The organism is Streptomyces sp. NPDC057694 (assembly GCF_042799415.1).
Lineage (GTDB): Bacteria > Actinomycetota > Actinomycetes > Streptomycetales > Streptomycetaceae > Streptomyces.
The window spans coordinates 224,540-242,539 of sequence record NZ_JBHVIX010000008.1; the positions used below are offsets into that span (position 1 = coordinate 224,540).

Annotated in this window: 19 protein-coding genes; 10 read left to right on the top strand and 9 right to left on the bottom strand. The window is 72.6% G+C overall.

What is annotated here, in order from left to right; genetic code table 11:
* The first annotated feature begins 10 nt into the window (after positions 1–10).
* The 7 genes from ACFVDP_RS20380 (at position 11) to ACFVDP_RS20410 (ending at position 6,680) form a co-directional block, all read left to right on the top strand.
* On the top strand, positions 11–481 hold the full coding sequence (locus ACFVDP_RS20380) for an FMN-binding protein (protein WP_383491325.1): 471 nt from the start codon (positions 11–13) through the stop codon (positions 479–481).
* Positions 474–1,235: an FAD:protein FMN transferase gene (locus tag ACFVDP_RS20385; RefSeq protein ID WP_383491327.1), complete on the top strand. Its 762-nt coding sequence runs from the start codon at positions 474–476 to the stop codon at positions 1,233–1,235. The genes ACFVDP_RS20380 and ACFVDP_RS20385 overlap by 8 nt, the downstream gene beginning before the upstream one ends.
* A gap of 64 nt (positions 1,236–1,299) precedes the next feature.
* Entirely contained in the window at positions 1,300–2,319 is a 1,020-nt protein-coding gene (locus ACFVDP_RS20390) for a bile acid:sodium symporter family protein (protein ID WP_383491329.1), read from the top strand.
* A 102-nt stretch (positions 2,320–2,421) separates the two neighbouring features.
* On the top strand, positions 2,422–3,141 hold the full coding sequence (locus tag ACFVDP_RS20395) for a GntR family transcriptional regulator (protein ID WP_383491331.1): 720 nt from the start codon (positions 2,422–2,424) through the stop codon (positions 3,139–3,141).
* Positions 3,138–4,160 (top strand): ADP-ribosylglycohydrolase family protein, encoded by a 1,023-nt coding sequence (locus ACFVDP_RS20400; protein ID WP_383491333.1) that lies wholly within the window; start codon positions 3,138–3,140, stop codon positions 4,158–4,160. The genes ACFVDP_RS20395 and ACFVDP_RS20400 overlap by 4 nt, the downstream gene beginning before the upstream one ends.
* A 73-nt stretch (positions 4,161–4,233) precedes the next feature.
* The gene (locus ACFVDP_RS20405; RefSeq protein ID WP_383491335.1) at positions 4,234–5,709 is read left to right on the top strand and encodes a purine-cytosine permease family protein; all 1,476 of its coding nucleotides are present in this window, start codon (positions 4,234–4,236) and stop codon (positions 5,707–5,709) included.
* Positions 5,706–6,680, top strand: coding sequence for a PfkB family carbohydrate kinase (locus ACFVDP_RS20410; RefSeq protein WP_383491337.1), 975 nt, complete (start codon positions 5,706–5,708; stop codon positions 6,678–6,680). Before ACFVDP_RS20405 ends, ACFVDP_RS20410 begins: the two co-directional genes overlap by 4 nt.
* Before the next feature lie 131 nt (positions 6,681–6,811).
* Here ACFVDP_RS20410 and ACFVDP_RS20415 read toward each other — a convergent pair whose 3' ends face one another.
* Genes ACFVDP_RS20415 through argC form a run of 5 tightly spaced genes read right to left on the bottom strand, consistent with a single transcriptional unit; the run spans position 6,812 to position 11,741 of the window.
* Positions 6,812–7,384 (bottom strand): arginine repressor, encoded by a 573-nt coding sequence (locus ACFVDP_RS20415; protein WP_383491340.1) that lies wholly within the window; start codon positions 7,382–7,384, stop codon positions 6,812–6,814.
* Between the two features lie 16 nt (positions 7,385–7,400).
* Entirely contained in the window at positions 7,401–8,609 is a 1,209-nt protein-coding gene (locus ACFVDP_RS20420; RefSeq protein ID WP_383491342.1) for an acetylornithine transaminase, read from the bottom strand.
* Positions 8,606–9,568, bottom strand: coding sequence for an acetylglutamate kinase (gene argB, locus ACFVDP_RS20425; protein WP_383491344.1), 963 nt, complete (start codon positions 9,566–9,568; stop codon positions 8,606–8,608). The genes ACFVDP_RS20420 and argB overlap by 4 nt, the downstream gene beginning before the upstream one ends.
* Positions 9,565–10,716, bottom strand: coding sequence for a bifunctional glutamate N-acetyltransferase/amino-acid acetyltransferase ArgJ (gene argJ, locus ACFVDP_RS20430; protein ID WP_383491346.1), 1,152 nt, complete (start codon positions 10,714–10,716; stop codon positions 9,565–9,567). The genes argB and argJ overlap by 4 nt, the downstream gene beginning before the upstream one ends.
* Positions 10,713–11,741: an N-acetyl-gamma-glutamyl-phosphate reductase gene (argC, locus tag ACFVDP_RS20435; protein ID WP_383491348.1), complete on the bottom strand. Its 1,029-nt coding sequence runs from the start codon at positions 11,739–11,741 to the stop codon at positions 10,713–10,715. The genes argJ and argC overlap by 4 nt, the downstream gene beginning before the upstream one ends.
* A 169-nt stretch (positions 11,742–11,910) precedes the next feature.
* On the opposite strand from argC, the gene ACFVDP_RS20440 reads away from it, so the two are divergent.
* The gene (locus tag ACFVDP_RS20440; protein ID WP_383491350.1) at positions 11,911–12,303 is read left to right on the top strand and encodes a VOC family protein; all 393 of its coding nucleotides are present in this window, start codon (positions 11,911–11,913) and stop codon (positions 12,301–12,303) included.
* A gap of 33 nt (positions 12,304–12,336) precedes the next feature.
* On the opposite strand, the gene ACFVDP_RS20445 is transcribed toward ACFVDP_RS20440, so the two are convergent.
* The gene (locus ACFVDP_RS20445) at positions 12,337–13,542 is read right to left on the bottom strand and encodes an alanine--tRNA ligase-related protein (RefSeq protein ID WP_383491352.1); all 1,206 of its coding nucleotides are present in this window, start codon (positions 13,540–13,542) and stop codon (positions 12,337–12,339) included.
* A 381-nt stretch (positions 13,543–13,923) separates the two neighbouring features.
* On the opposite strand from ACFVDP_RS20445, the gene ACFVDP_RS20450 reads away from it, so the two are divergent.
* Positions 13,924–14,415 carry a DUF6314 family protein gene (locus ACFVDP_RS20450; RefSeq protein WP_383491354.1) on the top strand — a complete coding sequence of 164 codons (492 nt, stop codon included), beginning with the start codon at positions 13,924–13,926 and terminating at the stop codon, positions 14,413–14,415.
* Here the strand turns inward: ACFVDP_RS20450 and ACFVDP_RS20455 are convergent.
* The 3 genes from ACFVDP_RS20455 to ACFVDP_RS20465 form a co-directional block, all read right to left on the bottom strand.
* A complete protein-coding gene (locus ACFVDP_RS20455; protein WP_383491356.1) occupies positions 14,360–14,941 on the bottom strand; it encodes a histidine phosphatase family protein in 582 nt (193 codons plus the stop codon). The genes ACFVDP_RS20450 and ACFVDP_RS20455 overlap by 56 nt on opposite strands.
* Positions 14,942–15,046: 105 nt before the next feature.
* Positions 15,047–15,511 (bottom strand): GNAT family N-acetyltransferase, encoded by a 465-nt coding sequence (locus ACFVDP_RS20460; RefSeq protein ID WP_383491359.1) that lies wholly within the window; start codon positions 15,509–15,511, stop codon positions 15,047–15,049.
* An 18-nt stretch (positions 15,512–15,529) separates the two neighbouring features.
* Complete coding sequence (locus tag ACFVDP_RS20465) at positions 15,530–17,128, bottom strand: PLP-dependent aminotransferase family protein (protein WP_383491361.1); 1,599 nt, start codon at positions 17,126–17,128, stop codon at positions 15,530–15,532.
* Between ACFVDP_RS20465 and ACFVDP_RS20470 the strand changes: the two genes are divergently transcribed.
* On the top strand, positions 17,010–17,942 hold the full coding sequence (locus tag ACFVDP_RS20470) for a DMT family transporter (protein WP_383491363.1): 933 nt from the start codon (positions 17,010–17,012) through the stop codon (positions 17,940–17,942). The two genes, ACFVDP_RS20465 and ACFVDP_RS20470, sit on opposite strands and share 119 nt — an antisense overlap.
* Positions 17,943–18,000 lie beyond the last annotated feature (58 nt).

Below are 18,000 nucleotides of genomic sequence, written 5' to 3' on the forward strand. Positions count from 1 at the left end.
TACGCAGCGCATGAAAGCTCATCCGCTCCGCCGCACGGTTCTGACCTGCGCCGCGACCGTCACCGTGACGGTGCTGACGCTGGCGATGAAGCCGCACGGGACGACGGCGACCGCGGCCCCGCCGGTGACGGCGCCGTCCGGCGGCTCGTCCGGGAGTTCCTCCGATAGCGCCACTGGTGGGTCGTCCGGTGGCTCGACGACCACGACCCGTACCGTCACCGGCGACACCGTGCAGACCCGCTACGGTCCCGTACAGGTCGAACTCACCCTGAGCGGCTCGAAGATCACGGCGGCGCGGGCGGTACAGACACCCGCGAACGAGCCGCGCAGCCGGCAGATCAACGCGTCCGCCGTGCCGACGCTCATTCAGGAGACCCTCGACGCGCAGAGCGCGCGGATCGACACCGTCTCGGGGGCCACCTTCACCAGCGAGGGCTACATCTCCTCGCTCCAGAGCGCGCTGGATCAGGCCGGTGGCTGACGGAGCGGGGGGCCTGCACCGGGTGGTGCACACGATGGGCACGGTGTTCTCGTGCACGGTGCGCGACGCCCCGACTCCCGCCCTGGAGGCGGCACTTGACGAGGTCGAGGCGCTGCTCCACCACGTGGACCGGGTGTTCTCCACGTACCGGGACGACAGCGCGGTCAGCGCCCTGGCCCGTGGCGAGCGGGTGCCCGACGCCTGGCGGCCGGAGGTCGACGAGGTTCTGGAGCTGTGCGCGCGGGCCGAGCGGGACAGCGAGGGCTGGTTCTCGGTACGGCACTCGGCGGGGCTCGATCCGAGCGGCCTGGTGAAGGGGTGGGCGGCGGAGCGGGCGGCGCGGCTGCTGTGCGACGCGGGCGCCACGACGGCGTGCGTGAACGGCGGCGGGGACGTCCAGCTGCACGGCGGGCCCTGGCGGATCGGCATCGCCCATCCGCTGGAGCCCGGCAAGGTGGCGGCCGTCGTCACCTCGGAGACGGGCGCGCTCGCGGTGGCGACGTCCGGCATCGCCGAGCGGGGCCGCCACATCGTCGATCCGCACACCGGGCGGCCGCCGGACGGGGCCCCGGCCTCGCTGACCGTGGTGTGCCCGGGCCTCACGCGGGCGGACACCCTGGCGACGGCGGCGTACGCGCGCGGCACGGGCGCCCGGGCCTGGCTGGAGCGGCAGCAGGGCGTGGCGGCGTTCGCGGTGGTCGGTGACGGATCGACGTGGACCACTGGGAGCTTCGGCGCCGAAAGTCGACAATAAGATGTAGCGACCACATATCGAGACGGGGTTGCATGACCCTGTCATCGCGGCGTTGCATCGCCCGGTGCGAAGCGAAACCGAACCCCCCACCGAGAGCGCCCCGGCCGACAGCACCCCGGCCGACAGCTCTTCGCCCGAAAGCTCTTCGACCGACCGCGCCGCCCGGCTCGCGGTGACCGTCTTCCCCGTGCTCGTCCTCGTCGCGGGCGCGCTGGGGCTCCTGCTGCCCGACGCGTTCGCGGACTTCAAGACGGATGTGCCGTACCTGCTGGGCATCGTCATGTTCTGCATGGGCCTGACCATGACCATGCACGACTTCAAGGGCGTCGCCCAGCGGCCCTGGGCGGTCGGGATCGGCCTCGTCGCGCACTACGTGATCATGCCGGGGCTCGGCTGGCTGATCGCCAACGTCCTCGATCTGTCGCCCCAGCTCGCGGCGGGCGTGATTCTCGTCGGCTGCGCGCCCAGCGGCACCGCGTCCAACGTCGTGACGTACCTCGCGCGCGGCGACGTCGCGCTCTCCGTGTCGGTCGCGACCGTCTCCACCGTGCTCGCGCCGCTCATCACGCCGCCGCTGACGCTGCTGCTCGCCGGGGAGTACCTGCCGGTGGACGCGGGCTCGATGGTGACGGACATCCTCAAGACCGTGCTGCTGCCCGTGCTCGCGGGCCTCGCCGTCCGGCTGCTGTTCGGCCGGTACGTCGACCGGGTGCTGGGCGCGCTGCCCTGGCTGTCCGCGCTGACCGTCTCCGTGATCGTCGCCGTGGTCGTGGCGGGCAGCGCCGCCGCGATCAAGTCGGCCGCGCTCGTGGTGCTGCTCGCCGTGGTGCTGCACAACGGGCTCGGTCTCGCGCTCGGCTACGGCGCGGGGAAGGTCGCCCGGCTGGGCAAGCCCGCGTCGCGCGCGATGGCGTTCGAGGTCGGCATGCAGAACTCCGGGCTCGCCGCCTCCCTCGCCACCGCCCACTTCAGCCCGCTGGCCGCCCTGCCCGCCGCCGTGTTCTCCGTCTGGCACAACGTGTCCGGCGCGCTCGTGGCGGCCTGGATGTCGTACCGCTCCAAGACCGAACGCGGCACCGGCTGACCACACCGCCCGCCCACACCCCACGAAGCCGACCCGCTCCGTACCGAATTCCTCACTGGACAGGTATGGACAGGTCGGCTTTCGCGTGTCTAACGTCTAGACATGCCTGGACAGGTTCACAAGCATCATCACGTCGCCCGCGTCCTCGCCGACGAGATTCGCGCGGGCGTCCACACCGGCGGCAGCAAGCTGCCCGGCGAGCACGCCCTGCGGGAGCGGTTCGGCGTCAGCCGGACGACCGTACGGCAGGCCCTCGGGGTCCTCGGCGAGCAGGGGCTCATCGAGACGCACGCCGGGATCGGCTCGATCGTCACCTTCGACGGTACGCCCCTCGACCAGCGTCTCGGCTGGACGAAGGCGCTCGCCGCGCAGGGCACCGAGCTGACCACGCGCGTCCTGCGCTTCGAGCGGATCAGGGACGCGGCGCTCGCCGCCGCACTCGGTCTGGACGAGGACGAGTTCACCGCCCTTGACCGGGTGCGGCAGCTCCCCGACGGGCAGGGTGTCTCCCTGGAGTTCAGCCGCGTCCCCGCCGTGGGTCCGCTGGCGGACCTGGCCGAGCGCGGCCTCGACGGCGGCTCCCTGAGCCGCACGCTCACGGCGGCGGGCCGGGTCCCCGACTCGGCCGACGCGCACATAGCCGTCGCCGGGCTCGAACCGGTCGACTCCGCCGCTCTGCACCGCTCCCCCGGTGAGCCCTTCCTCCGTGTCGCCCAGGTGTTCCGCGACGCGGAGGGCGGCGTGGTCGAGCAGGTGACGAGCCTGCTGGATCCCGCCCGGTTCCAACTGCACGTACGTACCGGCCGAGGAGGCCACCTGTGACACCCGCTCCGCTCCCCCGACTCGACCGCGCCCTCGGCGCCTTCTACGGCCTCGCGCTCGGCGACGCCCTCGGCATGCCGACGCAGGTCATGTCGCGCGCCGACGTCGTCCGCGTCTACGGCACGCTCGACGGCTTCAAGCCGGCGCTGCCGGACAACCCGGTGAGCGCCGGGATGCCCGCCGGTTCCGTCACGGACGACACCGACCAGGCGGTCATCGTGGCGCGGCTGATCGTCGAGGGCGGCGGGCACGTCGACCCGCTGCGGTTCGCCGAGGAACTCCTGTCCTGGGAGAAGGAGATGAAGGCCAAGGGCTCGTTCGACCTGCTCGGCCCGTCGACGAAGGCGGCCCTCGACGCCGTGGCCCGGGGCACCGACCCCAAGGAGGCCGGGAAGTACGGCACCACGAACGGGTCCGCGATGCGGGTCACCCCGGTCGGCATCGCCTTCGCCGCCGACGACACCGAGACGTTCCTCGACCGGGTCGTCGAGTCCTGCCAGGTCACGCACGACACCACCATCGGCATCGCGGGCGCGGCGGCCGTCGCGGCCGCGGTCTCCACCGGGGTCGCCGGCGGCACCCTCGACGAGGTCTTCGACGCCGCGATCGGCGCCGCCGCGGCCGGAGCCCTGCGCGGCAACTGGATCGCGGGCGCCAGCATCTCGGCGCGGATCGGCTGGGCGCGCGAGCTCGTCGCCGGTCTCGACGAGGCCGCGGCGCTGGACCGGATCGACGCCCTGATCGGCACCAGCGTCGCCAGCCAGGAGTCGGTGCCCGCGGCCTTCGCCGTGCTGGCGCTGACCGGCGGCGACCCGTGGCGCTCCGCGCTGCTGGCGGCGAACCTCGGCGGCGACAGCGACACGATCGGCGCCATCGCGGGCGCGATCGCCGGTTCCGTGCACGGTCTCGGCTCCCTGCCCGCAGCCGCCGTACGCACCCTGCGCGAGGTCAACGACCTCGAACTGGAGCCGCTGACGCGCCAGTTGCTCACCTACCGCGATCACCGCGACCGCGGCTGACACCCACCGCCCCGCTGAAGACCACTGCCCCCAGACCACTGCCCCCCCCGCACCTGAGCAAGGAGGTTCCGCGATGGCCGCTTCGACGAAGAACGACCGCGTCGGCACCGTCGAGACCCGAGGGATCGAACCGGTCCCGGACCATGAGCGGCACGGACACGCGAGCCAGATGTTCTGGACGTGGTTCGCCGCGAACATATCGATCCTCGGGCTGCCGCTCGGCGCGACGCTCGTCGCCTTCCGCGGCCTGAACATCTGGCAGGCCGTGCTCGTCGCGGTCGTCGGCGCGGTCGGTTCGTTCGCCCTGGTCGGGGCGCTCAGCCTGGCCGGGAAGAAGGGCGGCGCGCCCGCCCTGACGCTGTCGCGGGCCGTCTTCGGGCAGCGCGGCAACCACGGGCCGACGCTGGTGACCTGGCTCAGCCGGGTGGGCTGGGAGACGATCTCGACGACCACGGCGGCGTACGCGCTGCTCGCCCTGCTCAACACGCTGTTCGGGTTCGGCCGGGGCACCGTCCTCACCCTGGTCTGCCTGCTGGTCTTCATCGCCTGCACGCTGCTGATCAGCGGTCTCGGGCACGCCACGATCATGTGGATCAACAAGTGGGCGACGATCGGCTTCGGCGTCCTGAACCTGATCGTGATGGGCTTCCTCGTCGCCACCGTCGACTGGCACAAGGTGCTCGACGCCCCGGCCGGACAGACCAGCGCGGTCGTCGCCGGCATCGGGTTCATCGCGTCGGGTACGGGCATCGGCTGGGCCAACGCCGGTGCGGACTACGCCCGTTACCTGCCCCGGTCCATCCCCGGCGGGCGGCTCGTGCGGGCCTCGGCCTTCGGTGCGGGCATCCCGCTGGTGCTGCTGATCTCACTGGGCTCGCTGCTGACGGCGGGCGACCCGTCGCTCGCGACCTCCTCCGACCCGGTCTCGGCGATCAACGCGATGCTGCCGTCGTGGATGGCGGTCCCGTACCTGATCGCGGCCTTCGGCGGACTGCTGATGTCCAATCACCTGTCCACGTACTCGGCCGGGCTGACGATGATCACCCTCGGTCTGCGGGTGCCGCGCGCGTGGGCGGTCTGTGTCGACGTCGTCCTGATGTTCCTCGGCGGCATCTACTTCATGCTGATCGCCGGTGACTTCTACGGCCCGTTCACGACGTTCCTGACGCTGCTCGCGGTGCCGATCTCCGCATGGATCGGCGTCATCGTCGTCGACATGCTGCGCGGCCGCCAGTACGACGCGCAGGCGCTGATGGACACCGGGCGCGGCAGCCGCTACTGGTACCGCGGCGGCTTCGGGCTGCCCGCCATGGTGGCCTGGCTGGTGGCGATCGTCGCCGGTCTGCTGTTCACGACGGCCGCGACGAGCGCGGACGACGTGTGGTTCAAGGGCCCGCTGGCCACGTCCTGGTTCGGTACGAACGGGCTCGGCTGGCTCGTCGCCATCGTCGTGGGCGGCGCCGTGTACGCGGTCCTCGGCCGGCGCTCGCCGGTGACCGTCCCCGACTCCGATCCCGACCCCGCCGCTCTCGAGGAGGCATCCCGATGACCACGACGGCCCCCGCACCCCGTGTCGTGCTCGCGGGCAATGTGATCGCCGACCTGGTCGTCGACGTGCCCGCTCTCCCGGAGCGCGGTGGCGATGTCATCGGGACCCGTACGGAGTTGTACGCGGGCGGCGGCTTCAACACCCTGACCGCCGCGCGCCGCCTGGGCGCCGAGGCCGTGTACGCCGGGCTGCACGGCACCGGGCCGTACGGCGATCTGGTGCGTGCCGCGCTCGCCGCCGAGGACATCGGGACGGTGCTCGACGCGCGCACGGACGGCGACACCGGGTTCTGTGTGGCCCTGGTCGACGGCGGCGGCGAGCGGACGTTCGTGACGAGCTTCGGCGTCGACGCGCGGATGACGCCGGACGAGGCGGCGACGATCTCCGGCGCCGTGCGCCCCGGCGACCTCGTGCAGGTCTCCGGGTACGGCCTGGTGATGGAGGTCAACGGGCCGCTGCTCGCCCGGGTCGTGGCGGGGCTCCCCGACGACGTACGGGTGTGTCTGGACCCGGCGCCGCTGGTGGCGGACATCCCGGCGGAGGTGCTCGGCCCGGTGCTCGCCCGCACCGACTGGCTCAGCTGCAACGCGCGCGAGGCAGGGCTGCTGACCGGCGTGGCCGAGCCGCGGGCCGCGGCCGAGGTGCTGCGGGGGCGGTTGCGGGCCGGGGCCGGTGTTCTGGTGCGGGCCGACAAGGACGGCTGCTGGGTGGCTCCGCCGGGATCGGGGGACGTGGTGCACGTCGCCGGGTTCGCCGTGGACGCCGTCGACAGCAATGGGGCCGGGGACGCGCATGTCGGGGCGTTTCTGGCGCTGCTGGGGCGGGGGGTGCCGGACGTTGAGGCGGCTCGGGGGGCCAATGCGGCTGCTGCGCTGGCCGTTACCCGGCGGGGGCCCGCGACGGGGCCCACCCGGGGGGAGCTGGCCGAGTTCGTCGGGCCCGCGCTGGCCGGGGGGCTGGGGCTGTTGTAGCGCCCCCGGCGATTGAGCTGAGGTCACGGGGCTCTGCCCCGGACCCCGCTCCTCAATCGCCGGAGGGGCTTGAAATACGTGCCACCGGTGGCGCTTGAAATACGTACGGCCGGAGGGGCTCAGAACAGGTACTAGTGGTCGTTCTGGGCCAGTCGTAGCAGGTGTTCCGCCAGGGCCTGGCCGCCCGCCGGGTCGCGGCTGATCAGCATCAGGGTGTCGTCGCCCGCGATCGTGCCGAGGATGACGTGCAGTTCCGCCTGGTCGATGGCCGAGGCCAGGAACTGGGCGGCGCCCGGCGGCGTACGCAGGACCACCAGGTTCGCCGACGCCTCTGCGGAGATGAGCAGTTCACCGGCGAGGCGGCGCATCCGCTCCTCCTTCGCCGACTCGCCGAGCGGCGCCTGCGGGGTGCGGAAACCGCCCTCGCTGGGCACCGCGTAGATCAGTTCGCCGTTGGTGTTGCGGATCTTGACCGCGCCCAGCTCGTCGAGGTCACGCGAGAGCGTGGCCTGGGTGACGCTCAGCCCGTCGTCGGACAGCAGCTTCGCCAACTGGCTCTGCGAGCGCACCGGCTGCCGGTTGAGGATGTCCACGATCCGGCGGTGGCGCGCGGTGCGCGTCTGTGGCACGGCGGGGCCGTGCCCGCCGTTGACACCCCGCTCGGCGCCGGGCGTCGTCTCCACAGGATCCGCTTGGCTGCTCATCGTCGTCGTCCCATCCTCAGGATCGTCCTTCCCCGTCGGCCGCTGCGGCGTCCAGGACCGAGGGCAGCGCCGCGAGGAACGCGTCCGCCTCGGCGTCGGTCAGGTTCAGCGGGGGCATCAGCCGGACGACATCGGGTGCGGGCGCGTTCACCAGGAAGCCCGCGTCCTGGGCCGCCTGCTGCACCTGGGGTGCGCGCGGCCCGGTGAGCACGATACCCAGCAGGAGCCCGGCTCCCCTGACATGACCGACCAGCGGGTGTCCCAGGGACTCGATTCCGGCCGTGAGGCGCTCGCCGACCCGCTTGGTGTTGTCCAGCAGGCCTTCGGCGGCGATGGTGTCGAGCACCGCGAGGCCGGCGGCGCACACCGTCGGGTTGCCGCCGAACGTCGTGCCGTGCTGCCCGGGGTTGAGCAGCTTCGCCGTGTCGCCGAACGCCACGGTCACGCCGAGCGGCAGCCCGCCGCCGATGCCCTTGGCGAGCGTGACGACGTCCGGATCGACGCCCTCCTCCGCCTGGTACGCGAACCAGTGGCCGGTGCGGCCGATGCCGGTCTGCACCTCGTCGAGGACGAGCAGGGTGCCGGTGGCGCGGGTGATCTCCCGGGCCGCCTTGAGGTAGCCGGCGGGCGGCACGACCACGCCGTTCTCGCCCTGGATCGGCTCGATGATGACGAAGGCGGTGTCCTCGGTGACGGCGGCGCGGAGCGCGTCCACGTCGCCGTACGGGACGTGCGTGACGTCACCCGGCAGCGGGGTGAAGCCGTCCTGCTTGCCGGGCTGGCCGGTCAGGGCGAGGGCGCCCATCGTGCGGCCGTGGAAGCCGCCGGTGGTGGCGACCATGTGGCGCCGCCCGGTGAGCCGGCCGATCTTGAAGACGGCCTCGTTGGCCTCGGCGCCCGAGTTGCAGAAGAAGACGGAGCCGTCGCGGCCGAACAGCTGGAGCAGCCGCTCGGCGAGGGCGACGGGCGGCTCCGCGATGAACAGGTTCGAGACGTGCCCGAGCGAGCCGAGCTGGCGGGTGACCGCCTCGACGATCGCGGGGTGGGCGTGGCCGAGGGCGTTGACCGCGATGCCGCCGACGAAGTCGGTGTACTCCTTGCCGTCGGCGTCCCACAGCGTGGCGCCCGCGCCCTTGACGAGGGGCAGCCGCGGAGTGCCGTAGTTGTTCATGAGCGCGCCCTGCCAGCGCGACGTCAGTTCCGCGTTCGTGATGTGCTCGCTCATGCCGTGGTGTCCCCCTCCGCATCGGGCACGACCATCGTGCCGATGCCTTCGTCCGTGAAGATCTCCAGCAGGATCGAGTGCTGGACGCGGCCGTCGATGACGCGGGCGGTGTGCACGCCGTTGCGCACGGCGTGCAGGCAGCCCTCCATCTTCGGGACCATGCCGCTCGCCAGGTCGGGGAGCAGCTTCTCGAGTTCGGCGGCGGTGAGCCGGCTGATGACCTCGTCGGAGTGCGGCCAGTCCTCGTAGAGGCCCTCGACGTCGGTCAGCACCATCAGCGTCTCGGCGTCCAGCGCAGCAGCGAGTGCCGCAGCCGCCGTATCAGCATTGACGTTGTAGACATGGTGGTCGTCCTGGGAGCGGGCGATCGAGGAGACGACCGGGATCCGGCCGTCGGCGAGCAGGGCGTTGATGGCACCGGTGTCGATCTCGGTGATCTCGCCGACGCGGCCGATGTCGACCAGCTCGCCCTCGATGCGGGGCTGATGCTTGGTGGCGGTGATGGTGTGCGCGTCCTCGCCGGTGATGCCGACGGCGAGCGGCCCGTGCTGGTTGAGCAGCCCGACGAGTTCGCGCTGGACCTGCCCGGCGAGCACCATCCGTACGACGTCCATGGCGTCCTCGGTGGTGACGCGCAGGCCCGCCTTGAACTCGCTGACGATGCCGTGCCGGTCGAGGGCCTTGCTGATCTGCGGGCCGCCGCCGTGCACGACGACGGGCTTGAGGCCCGCGTGGTGCAGGAAGACGACGTCCTGGGCGAAGGCGGCCTTCAGCTCCTCGTCGACCATGGCGTTGCCGCCGAACTTGATGACGACCGTCTTGCCGTGGTGGCGGGTCAGCCAGGGCAGCGCCTCGATGAGGGTCTGCGCCTTGGGAAGCGCGGTGTGCTTGCGCGCGGTGGGCTGGGCCTCTTTCGCCCCGCTCGGGTTCGTCTCGCTCACGTTCGTCCCGTCGCTCATGAGGAGTACGCGCTGTTCTCGTGGACGTAGTCGGCGGTGAGGTCGTTGGTCCAGATGGTGGCCGTCTCGGTGCCCTCGGCAAGGTCGGCGGTGACGACGACCTCCCGGAAGCGCATGTCGACGTTGTCCCGGTCCTCGCCGACGCCGCCGTTCTTGCAGACCCAGACGCCGTTGATGGCGACGTTCAGCCGGTCGGGCTCGAAGGCGGCCTTCGTCGTGCCGATGGCGGACAGGACGCGGCCCCAGTTGGGGTCCTCGCCGTGGATGGCGCACTTGAGGAGGTTGTTGCGGGCGATGGAGCGGCCCACCTCGACGGCGTCGTCCTCGGTCGCGGCGTTGATCACCTCGACCTTGATGTCCTTGCTGGCGCCCTCGGCGTCGCCGATGAGCTGACGGCCGAGGTCGTCGCAGACGGCGCGTACGGCGTTGGCGAACTCGGCGTACTCGGGGGCGACTTCGGAGGCGCCGGAGGCGAGCAGCAGCACCGTGTCGTTGGTCGACATGCAGCCGTCGGAGTCGACCCGGTCGAAGGTGACGCGGGTGGCGTCGCGCAGTGCCTTGTCGAGGACCTCGATGTCGAGGTCGGCGTCGGTGGTGAGGACGACGAGCATGGTGGCGAGGCCGGGGGCGAGCATGCCCGCACCCTTCGCCATGCCGCCGACCGTCCAGCCGTCGCCCTCGTACACCGCGGTCTTGTGCACGGTGTCGGTGGTCTTGATGGCGATGGCGGCCTTCTCGCCGCCGTGCTCGGAGAGCTGGGCCGCGGCGGTCTCGACACCCGGGAGCAGCTTGTCCATGGGGAGCAGTACGCCGATGAGGCCCGTGGAGGCCACGGCGACTTCACCCGCGTTCAGGTCGAGGGCGTCCGCGACCTTCTCGGCCGTGGCGTGCGTGTCCTGGAAGCCCTTGGGTCCCGTACAGGCGTTGGCGCCACCGGAGTTGAGGACCACTGCGGAGACGAGTCCGCCCTTGAGGACCTGCTCGGACCACAGGACCGGGGCGGCCTTGACGCGGTTGGAGGTGAACACGCCCGCGGCGGCCAGGCGGGGCCCGCGGTTGACCACGAGGGCCAGGTCCGGGGTTCCGCTCTGCTTGATTCCGGCGGTGATGCCCGCGGCCTGGAATCCCTTGGCTGCCGTCACACTCACGGCGCGACTCCGATCGTCGAGAGCCCGGTGGTCTCGTCGAGACCCAGGGCGATGTTCATGGATTGAATGGCACCACCGGCGGTGCCCTTGGTCAGGTTGTCGATCGCGCTGATCACGATGACCCGGTCGGCGGCCTCGTCGTACGCGACCTGGATCTGCACGGCGTTCGACCCGTACACGGCGGCCGTCTGCGGCCACTGTCCCTCGGGCAGCAGGTGCACGAACGGTTCGTCGGCGTACGCCTTCTCGTAGGCGGCGCGGACGGCCTCGGCACTCACACCGGGGGCGGCCTTGGCGCTGCACGTGGCGAGGATGCCGCGCGGCATGGGCGCGAGGGTCGGCGTGAACGACACGGAGACCCGGGTGCCGGCGGCCGCGCTGAGGTTCTGGATCATCTCGGGGGTGTGCCGGTGGCCGCCGCCGACGCCGTACGGCGACATGTTCCCCATGACCTCGCTGCCGAGGAGATGGGGCTTCGCGGCCTTGCCCGCGCCGGAGGTGCCGGACGCGGCGACGATCACCGCCTCGTGCTCTACGAGCCCCGCGGCGTACGCCGGGAAGAGCGCGAGGGAGACGGCCGTCGGGTAGCAACCGGGCACCGCGATGCGCTTGGACCCCTCCAGCGCGGCGCGGCCACCCGGCAGTTCGGGAAGGCCGTAGGGCCAGGTGCCCGCGTGCGGGCTGCCGTAGAACGCCTCCCAGTCGGCGGCGTCCTTCAGCCGGAAGTCGGCCCCCATGTCGACCACGAGCACGTCCGGGCCGAGCTGCTCGGCGACGGCGGCGGACTGGCCGTGCGGCAGCGCCAGAAAGACGACATCGTGGCCGGAGAGCACCTCGGCGGTGGTCTCCTGCAGCACGCGCCCGGCGAGCGGGAAAAGATGGGGCTGGAGGGCACCCAGACGCTGCCCCGCGTTCGAGTTGCCCGTCAGGGCACCGATCTCGATCTCGGGGTGGGCGAGGAGCAGGCGCAGCACTTCGCCGCCCGCGTATCCACTCGCCCCTGCCACTGCTGCGCGTACCGCCATGGAACCCTCCTCCTAGATGGCATGACTATACGTCGCGCTGCACGTTTATGCAATCGACCTTGAGGGGCCCGCTGAGGCACCGCCGCCGAGTTGAGCCGGCCCGGGAGCCGGACGGACACTGTCCGGGATCCGTTTCCGGCCGGCCCCACTCCCCCGAGGAGAGCACCGCATGAAGATCCACCTGACCAGTGTCTTCGTCGACGACCAGGCGAAGGCCGAGCACTTCTACACCGAGATCCTCGGCTTCCGTAAGAAGCACGACATCGCGCTGGGCGAGGAAGCGCGCTGGCTGACCGTGGTCTCGGCGGAGGAGCCCGGCGGCACCGAGCTCCTCCTGGAGCCCGCCGGGCACCCGGCCGTCAAGCCGTACCGCGACGCGCTGGTCGCGGACGGCATCCCGCTGGCCCAGTTCGCCGTCGACGACGTACAGGCGGAGTACGAGCGGCTGACGGCCCTCGGCGTCCGCTTCACGCAGGAGCCCGTGGAGATGGGCCCGGTGACCACCGCGGTCCTCGACGACACGTGCGGCAATCTGATCCAACTCGCGTCGGAGCCGAAGTAGCCGGAGCAGCCGGACGGGACACCGTGGGGCCCCTCATCCGGCGGCGTCCCGCAGCCCGAGGACGAGGTCGCGCGGCAGGCCGTGCGTGTCGTGCAGGTAGCGCAGGTCCTCCTCGGTGAGCGGGCCGCGGAAGCGCGGCCGGCCGAGCACCTTGCGGCCGGTGTCCAGGAGCCGGCGGAAGCGCCGCTCCTCGTCGAGCAGTACGCGGCGCACCCGCTCGGGGTCGGTGTCCTGGCGGAAGTGGTCGCGGGTGTGGTCGATCAGCTCGGCCGGCAGGTCGCCGAGGTGCCGGTCGCGGTCGTCGCGCCACAGGGTGGTGAGGGCGCGGCGGACGAGTCTGCGCAGGACGTAGGCGCGGCCGGTGGCGGCCGGGAGGACTCCGTCGCCGAGCACCACCAGGGCCGAGCGGAGGTGGTCGGTGACGAGCCGCGTCGACGTCTCGTCCAGGGGACCCCACAGTCCGGGCAGCCGCTCCCGCCACGGCGTGAAGACGTCGCAGTCGAAGACCGAGGTGCGGCCCTGGAGCAGCGTGGCCAGCCGTTCCAGGCCGAGCCCGGTGTCGACGTTGTGGCGGGGCAGCGGTTCGAGTGAGCCGTCGGGCAGGGCGCGGTAGCGCATCATCACGTGGTTCCACACCTCCACCCAGCGGTCGTCCCGGGTGGGCGTCGAGCGGGGCGGGCCGTCGCCCGTCCACAGGAAGATCTCCGAGTCGGGACCGCACGGCCCGGTGGGCCCGCCGGACCACCAGTTGTCGTCGACGGTGAGCTCCACCGGGACGCCGAGCCGCTGCCAGGTCTCCAGCGACCGGGTGTCGGGTCCGCTGCGCCCGTCTCCGCCGAAGACGGTGGCGTGCAGCCGTCCCGGGTCGATGCCGAACCCCTCGGTGAGCAGCCCGTGTCCCCATTCCAGGCTGCGCGGCAGTTCGTAGTCGCCGAGCGACCAGGTGCCGAGCATCTCGAACACCGTCAGGTGCGTGAGGTCGCCCACCTCGTCCAGATCCGTGGTGCGCAGGCAGCGCTGAACGTTGACGAGGCGGCTGCCGAGGGGGTGTGGACGGCCCTCCAGGTACGGGGTGAGGGGGTGCATGCCCGAGGTCGTGAAGAGAACCGGGTCGCCGGGCGGCGGCACCAGCGTGGACCCGGTGATTCGGCGGTGGCCACGCTCCTCGAAGTACTCGACGAAGGTGCGCAGGACGCTTTCGGTGTCCGTGGGTCGCGTGTCCGTGGGTCGCGTGTCCATGAGGGCTCCTTGGGTGCATGCGTGCGGGGCGGCGCCGGAGGACGGAGCGCGCGATCACCGGGAGCGGGGCGAGGAGCCCTGGGAAGTCATCGGCGTACCGTTTCCGGTCGCCGGGGAAGAGAAATCGTCAGGCGGCGGCAACCGGCGAGCTGGTCGCTCGCGCGGTCGCGGTGGTGGTTCGGCCGATGACGTTCATGCAGCCGACGATAACGCGGTGCGGCGCGCCGGTGCATGCGCTTTTCGGCGCAGCGACAGAGGCGGCGCGTGACCGGACGCGGCAGCAGCACGGGCTCGTGCGGATCCCGTCCCGAGGAACGGCAAGATAGGTGGCGGCGGTACGCGCGTCGACGGTTCGCGCGGCGGCAGACAGGAGAGGTGCACGTGACGGGTGAACTCTGGCCGGTTGCCGACGTGCCGGCGTTCCTGACCGGGAGCTGGCAGGTGGAGCGGACGGTGCGGGATCTCACCGACGACGTCACCGGCATCTTCACCGGCACGACGGACTTCACAGCGGACCCCGTGACGGCCCCCGCGACGGCGGGCACGCTGCGGCACTTCGAGTCCGGCACCTTCACCTGGCGGGGCACGGCGCGCCCCGCCGAGCGGACGCTGCTCTACGTGCCGGGCGAGATCCCCGGCACCGCCGTCGTGCGCTTCGCCGACGGCCGGTTCTTCCACGGCCTCGATCTGCGCACCGGCCACCACGTGGCGGACCACCCGTGTTCGGCGGACCTCTACCGGGGCGAGTTCACGGTGTACGACGCCGGGCGCTGGCGGACCGTGTGGCGGGTGAAGGGCCCGGCGAAGGACCTGGTCCTCACGACGGACTACCGGCGGCGAGCCGCAGACTCCAGCGGCCCGGCCGGCCGCTGACGACGGCCGTCGACAGCGGCCGCACATCGATGTTCCAGTACGTCGACGGGGGCGCCTTCAGCGCGTAGACGAGCGCCGCGCGGACCACGGACGGCTCGGCGATCGCCACCATGCGGGTGCCGTCGTCGGCGGGCCGGGTGTCCAGCCAGGCGCCGACCCGCGCGATGAAGCCGAGCAGCGGTTCCCCGCCGTGCGGCGCCGCGCGCGGATCGGCCAGCCAGCGGTCGACGGCGGCCGGTTCGACGGCCGCCACCTCGGCCAGCGTCCGGCCCCGCCAGCGGCCCATGTCGCAGTCGCGCAGGGCGGGTTGGACCAGCGGGGCGAGTCCGAGGGCGTCGCCGGTGGCCCGGCTGCGCGGGGTCGGTGAGCAGTAGCGCAGTTCGGCCGCGGCGAGCGGGCCGAACCCGGGTGCCGCGCGCAGCACCTCGTACCAGCCCGCGTGGTCGAGCGGCCGGTCGTCGTCGAAGCGCTCGGCGAGCAGCGAAGAGCTGCGCGCGGCCGCGAGGAGTGTGACGCTGAGCTGCATGCCTGATCGTGTAACCGGCCGGTAGCACCGGTCAAGGGTTCACTCCCGGTTCACAGGCGGCGGGATCGGGCGGCGGGTTCGGGCGGCCGGTTCGGGGCGGCGGGTTCAGGAGCGTACGGCCGGGTCGTAGTAGTGCACCATCCACTGGCCCGGCTCCGGCAGCGGCTGGAAGCCGGCCTGTTCGTACACGCCGTGGGCGTCGCTGGTGGCGAGCAGGATGCGCCGGACGCCGAGCGGCCGCAGATGCTCGCGGACGGCGACGACGAGGGCCTTGCCGAGCCCCTTGCCGCGTACCGACCGGTCGACGTAGACGTCGCAGAGCCAGGCGAAGGTCGCCGAGTCCGTCACGACCCGCGCATAGGCCACCTGCTCTCCCGAACCGGCGTCGTAGGCACCGAAGTTGAGGGAGCCGGCGAGTGCGCCGTCCTGCGTCTCGCGCGAGCGGCCCTTCGCCCAGTACGTGTCGGTGGACAGCCAGTGGTGGACGCGGGCGGCGTCGATGCGCGCGGGGTCGGCGGAGATCTCGTATCCGTCGGGAAGCTCTGGCACTGGCGTGGAGGTTGCTGACATGGGCGGGATCGTCGCACGTCACGCCGGGTTCGGTCGATCAGGTTTCCGCTCGTCCCAGGCCGCCGCGAGCCGCCGCACGCCCTCCGTGATCTCCGCGGTGCTCGCCACGGCCACGAAGCCGAACCGGAGGTACGGGGCCGGCGGCTCGGCCGCGAAGTACGGGCGGCCCGGCGCGACCGCGACGCCCTCGCGCAGCGCGGCCGTGACCAGCTGGCGCTCGTCCGTGCCGTCGGGCAGCCGCGCCCACAGGTGATAGCCGCCGGCCGGGATGTGCGGCAGCGCGAGGTCGGGCAGCCGCTCGGTGACGGCGGCGGCCATCAGGTCGCGGCGGCGCCTCAACTCCGCGGCCACGGTGCGCAGATGACGCGGCCAGGCGGGCGAGCCGACGAGTTCGAGGGTCGCTTCCTGGAGCGGGCGCGGCACGAAGAGATGGTCGACGACCTGGATGGCGCGCAGCCGCTCCAGGACCGGCCCGCGCGCGGCGAGCGCGCCGATGCGCAGGCTCGGTGACGTCGCCTTGGTGAGGGACGACACGTGTACGACGACTCCGTCGGCGTCGTCGGCGGCGAGCGGCCTGGGCAGCGGTCCCGCGTCCTCGTGGGCGAGGCGGCGCACGAAGTCGTCCTCGATGACGAAGGCCCCGGCCGCGCGGGCGATCCGCAGCACCTCGGGGCGGCGGGCCGGGGCGAGCACGGCGCCGGTCGGGTTCTGGAAGAGCGGCTGGCAGACGAAGACCCGGGCGCCGGTCGCCCTGAACGCCTGGTCGAGGAGGTCCGGGCGGACCCCGTCGCGGTCGACCGGGACCGGGACCGGCCGCAGCCCCGCGGCCCGCGCGATCGCCAGCATGCCGGGGTAGGTGGGCGATTCCACGAGGACCGGCGCCCCGGGCGGAGCGAGCGCGCGCAACGCCGTGACCAGCGCCGACTGCCCGCCGGATGTGATCAGCACCTCGGCGTCGGTGACCGCTCCGCCGATGCCGCGCGCGAACCATTCCCGCAGCTCGGGGAGTCCGTCGACGGGCGGGCGGGCCCAGGCGCCGGGGCGGCGGCCCGCGCGGGCGAGCGCGGCGGCCAGCGCGGCGCCGGGCTGGAGCACCTCGTGCAGATAGCCGCCGTTGAACTCGATCACTCCGGGCGGCGGCGCCGCCAGCGTGACCAGGACGCCGGACGCGTCGACGGCGCGCGGTACGCCCTCGACGGCGCCCTCGGCGCTGAGCGCGACCTCCTGCCAGGAGGTGTCCCCGGCCGGGGCCGCCGCCCGGGCGGCGGCCTTGAAGGCACCCGCGCCCGGCCGGGTCACGACGAGCCCTTCGGCGGCGAGCTGGGCGAGGGCCCGGGACACCGTCACGGGGCTGACCCTGAACCGCTCCACGAGCGCCCTGCTCGACGGCAGCTTCTCGTGTTCGGAGTAGCGATTCAGCTCGTTCCTCAACTGTTTCGCCAGTTCTTCGACGCTGCTACCGTGTTGCATGAAGGCTGAGAATAGCGCTACTGAGCAGATGGCGATAGCGGTCGGCGGCCCGCCCGCCCCCTCGCCCCGCACGTCTCCTACGGACGTCCCGGCCGCCGGACCGAGCCGGGTGCGCGGCACCCTGCTGGCGGCCCTCGGCGTCGTCACGTTCTCGCTCACCTTCCCGTCCACCGTCTGGGGCCTCGAAGGCTTCGGACCGTGGTCGCTGGTGGCGGTGCGCAGTGTGCTCGCGGCCGTGATCGCCGGCACGGGCCTGCTCGCCCTGCGCGTACGGGTTCCCGAGCGCCGCCACTGGGGCGGACTCGCGGTCGTCGGAGCCGGAGTCGTACTCGGCTTCCCGCTGCTCACGACGCTCGCCCTGCAGACGGCGACGACCGCGCACTCCGCCGTGGTCGTCGGCCTGCTGCCGCTGACCACGGCCGCGTACTCGGCGCTGCGCACCGGCGCCAGGCCCTCGCGGACGTTCTGGATCGCGGCGTGCGCGGGCGCCGCCGCGGTGGTCGCGTTCACCGTGCAGCAGAGCGGCGGGGCGCTGACCCGCGCCGATGCCTACCTCTTCGGTGCGCTGCTGGTCTGCGCCGCCGGTTACACGGAGGGCGGCCGGCTCGCCGGGATCATGCCGGGCTGGCAGGTCATCGCCTGGGCGCTGGTGTTCTGCCTGCCGGTCACCGTGACCGGGGCGGGCGTCGCGCTGTCGGTCGAGCCCGTGCACCTCACCGCGCACGCCGTCGTCGGACTCGTCTGGGTGGCGGCCGTCTCGACCTTCCTCGGCCTGCTCCTCTGGTACAAGGGCATGGCCCTGATCGGCATCCCCAAGGCCAGCCAACTCCAGCTCGCCCAGCCTCTGTTGACTCTCGTCTGGTCCGTTCTGCTGCTCGGCGAGAGCCTGCCGGTGGCCGCGCCGCTCACCGCCGTGGCGGTCCTGGTGTGCATCGCCGTCACCCAGCGGGCGCGCGGCTAGGACCGCTTCGTGCCTGTTCCAACTCCCTTGCGCCGCCGTAGAATCGCCTCGTAACGGG

Excerpts from the sequence above, each read along its gene's own strand:
- ACFVDP_RS20380 (WP_383491325.1), top strand. The coding sequence starts at position 11 with ATGAAAGCTCATCCGCTCCGCCGCACGGTTCTGACCTGCGCCGCGACC.
- ACFVDP_RS20395 (WP_383491331.1), top strand. The coding sequence starts at position 2,422 with ATGCCTGGACAGGTTCACAAGCATCATCACGTCGCCCGCGTCCTCGCC.
- ACFVDP_RS20405 (WP_383491335.1), top strand. The coding sequence starts at position 4,234 with ATGGCCGCTTCGACGAAGAACGACCGCGTCGGCACCGTCGAGACCCGA.
- ACFVDP_RS20410 (WP_383491337.1), top strand. The coding sequence starts at position 5,706 with ATGACCACGACGGCCCCCGCACCCCGTGTCGTGCTCGCGGGCAATGTG.
- ACFVDP_RS20415 (WP_383491340.1), bottom strand. The coding sequence starts at position 7,384 with ATGAGCAGCCAAGCGGATCCTGTGGAGACGACGCCCGGCGCCGAGCGG.
- ACFVDP_RS20420 (WP_383491342.1), bottom strand. The coding sequence starts at position 8,609 with ATGAGCGAGCACATCACGAACGCGGAACTGACGTCGCGCTGGCAGGGC.
- argB (WP_383491344.1), bottom strand. The coding sequence starts at position 9,568 with ATGAGCGACGGGACGAACGTGAGCGAGACGAACCCGAGCGGGGCGAAA.
- argC (WP_383491348.1), bottom strand. The coding sequence starts at position 11,741 with ATGGCGGTACGCGCAGCAGTGGCAGGGGCGAGTGGATACGCGGGCGGC.
- ACFVDP_RS20440 (WP_383491350.1), top strand. The coding sequence starts at position 11,911 with ATGAAGATCCACCTGACCAGTGTCTTCGTCGACGACCAGGCGAAGGCC.
- ACFVDP_RS20445 (WP_383491352.1), bottom strand. The coding sequence starts at position 13,542 with ATGGACACGCGACCCACGGACACGCGACCCACGGACACCGAAAGCGTC.
- ACFVDP_RS20455 (WP_383491356.1), bottom strand. The coding sequence starts at position 14,941 with ATGCAGCTCAGCGTCACACTCCTCGCGGCCGCGCGCAGCTCTTCGCTG.
- ACFVDP_RS20460 (WP_383491359.1), bottom strand. The coding sequence starts at position 15,511 with ATGTCAGCAACCTCCACGCCAGTGCCAGAGCTTCCCGACGGATACGAG.
- ACFVDP_RS20470 (WP_383491363.1), top strand. The coding sequence starts at position 17,010 with ATGGCGATAGCGGTCGGCGGCCCGCCCGCCCCCTCGCCCCGCACGTCT.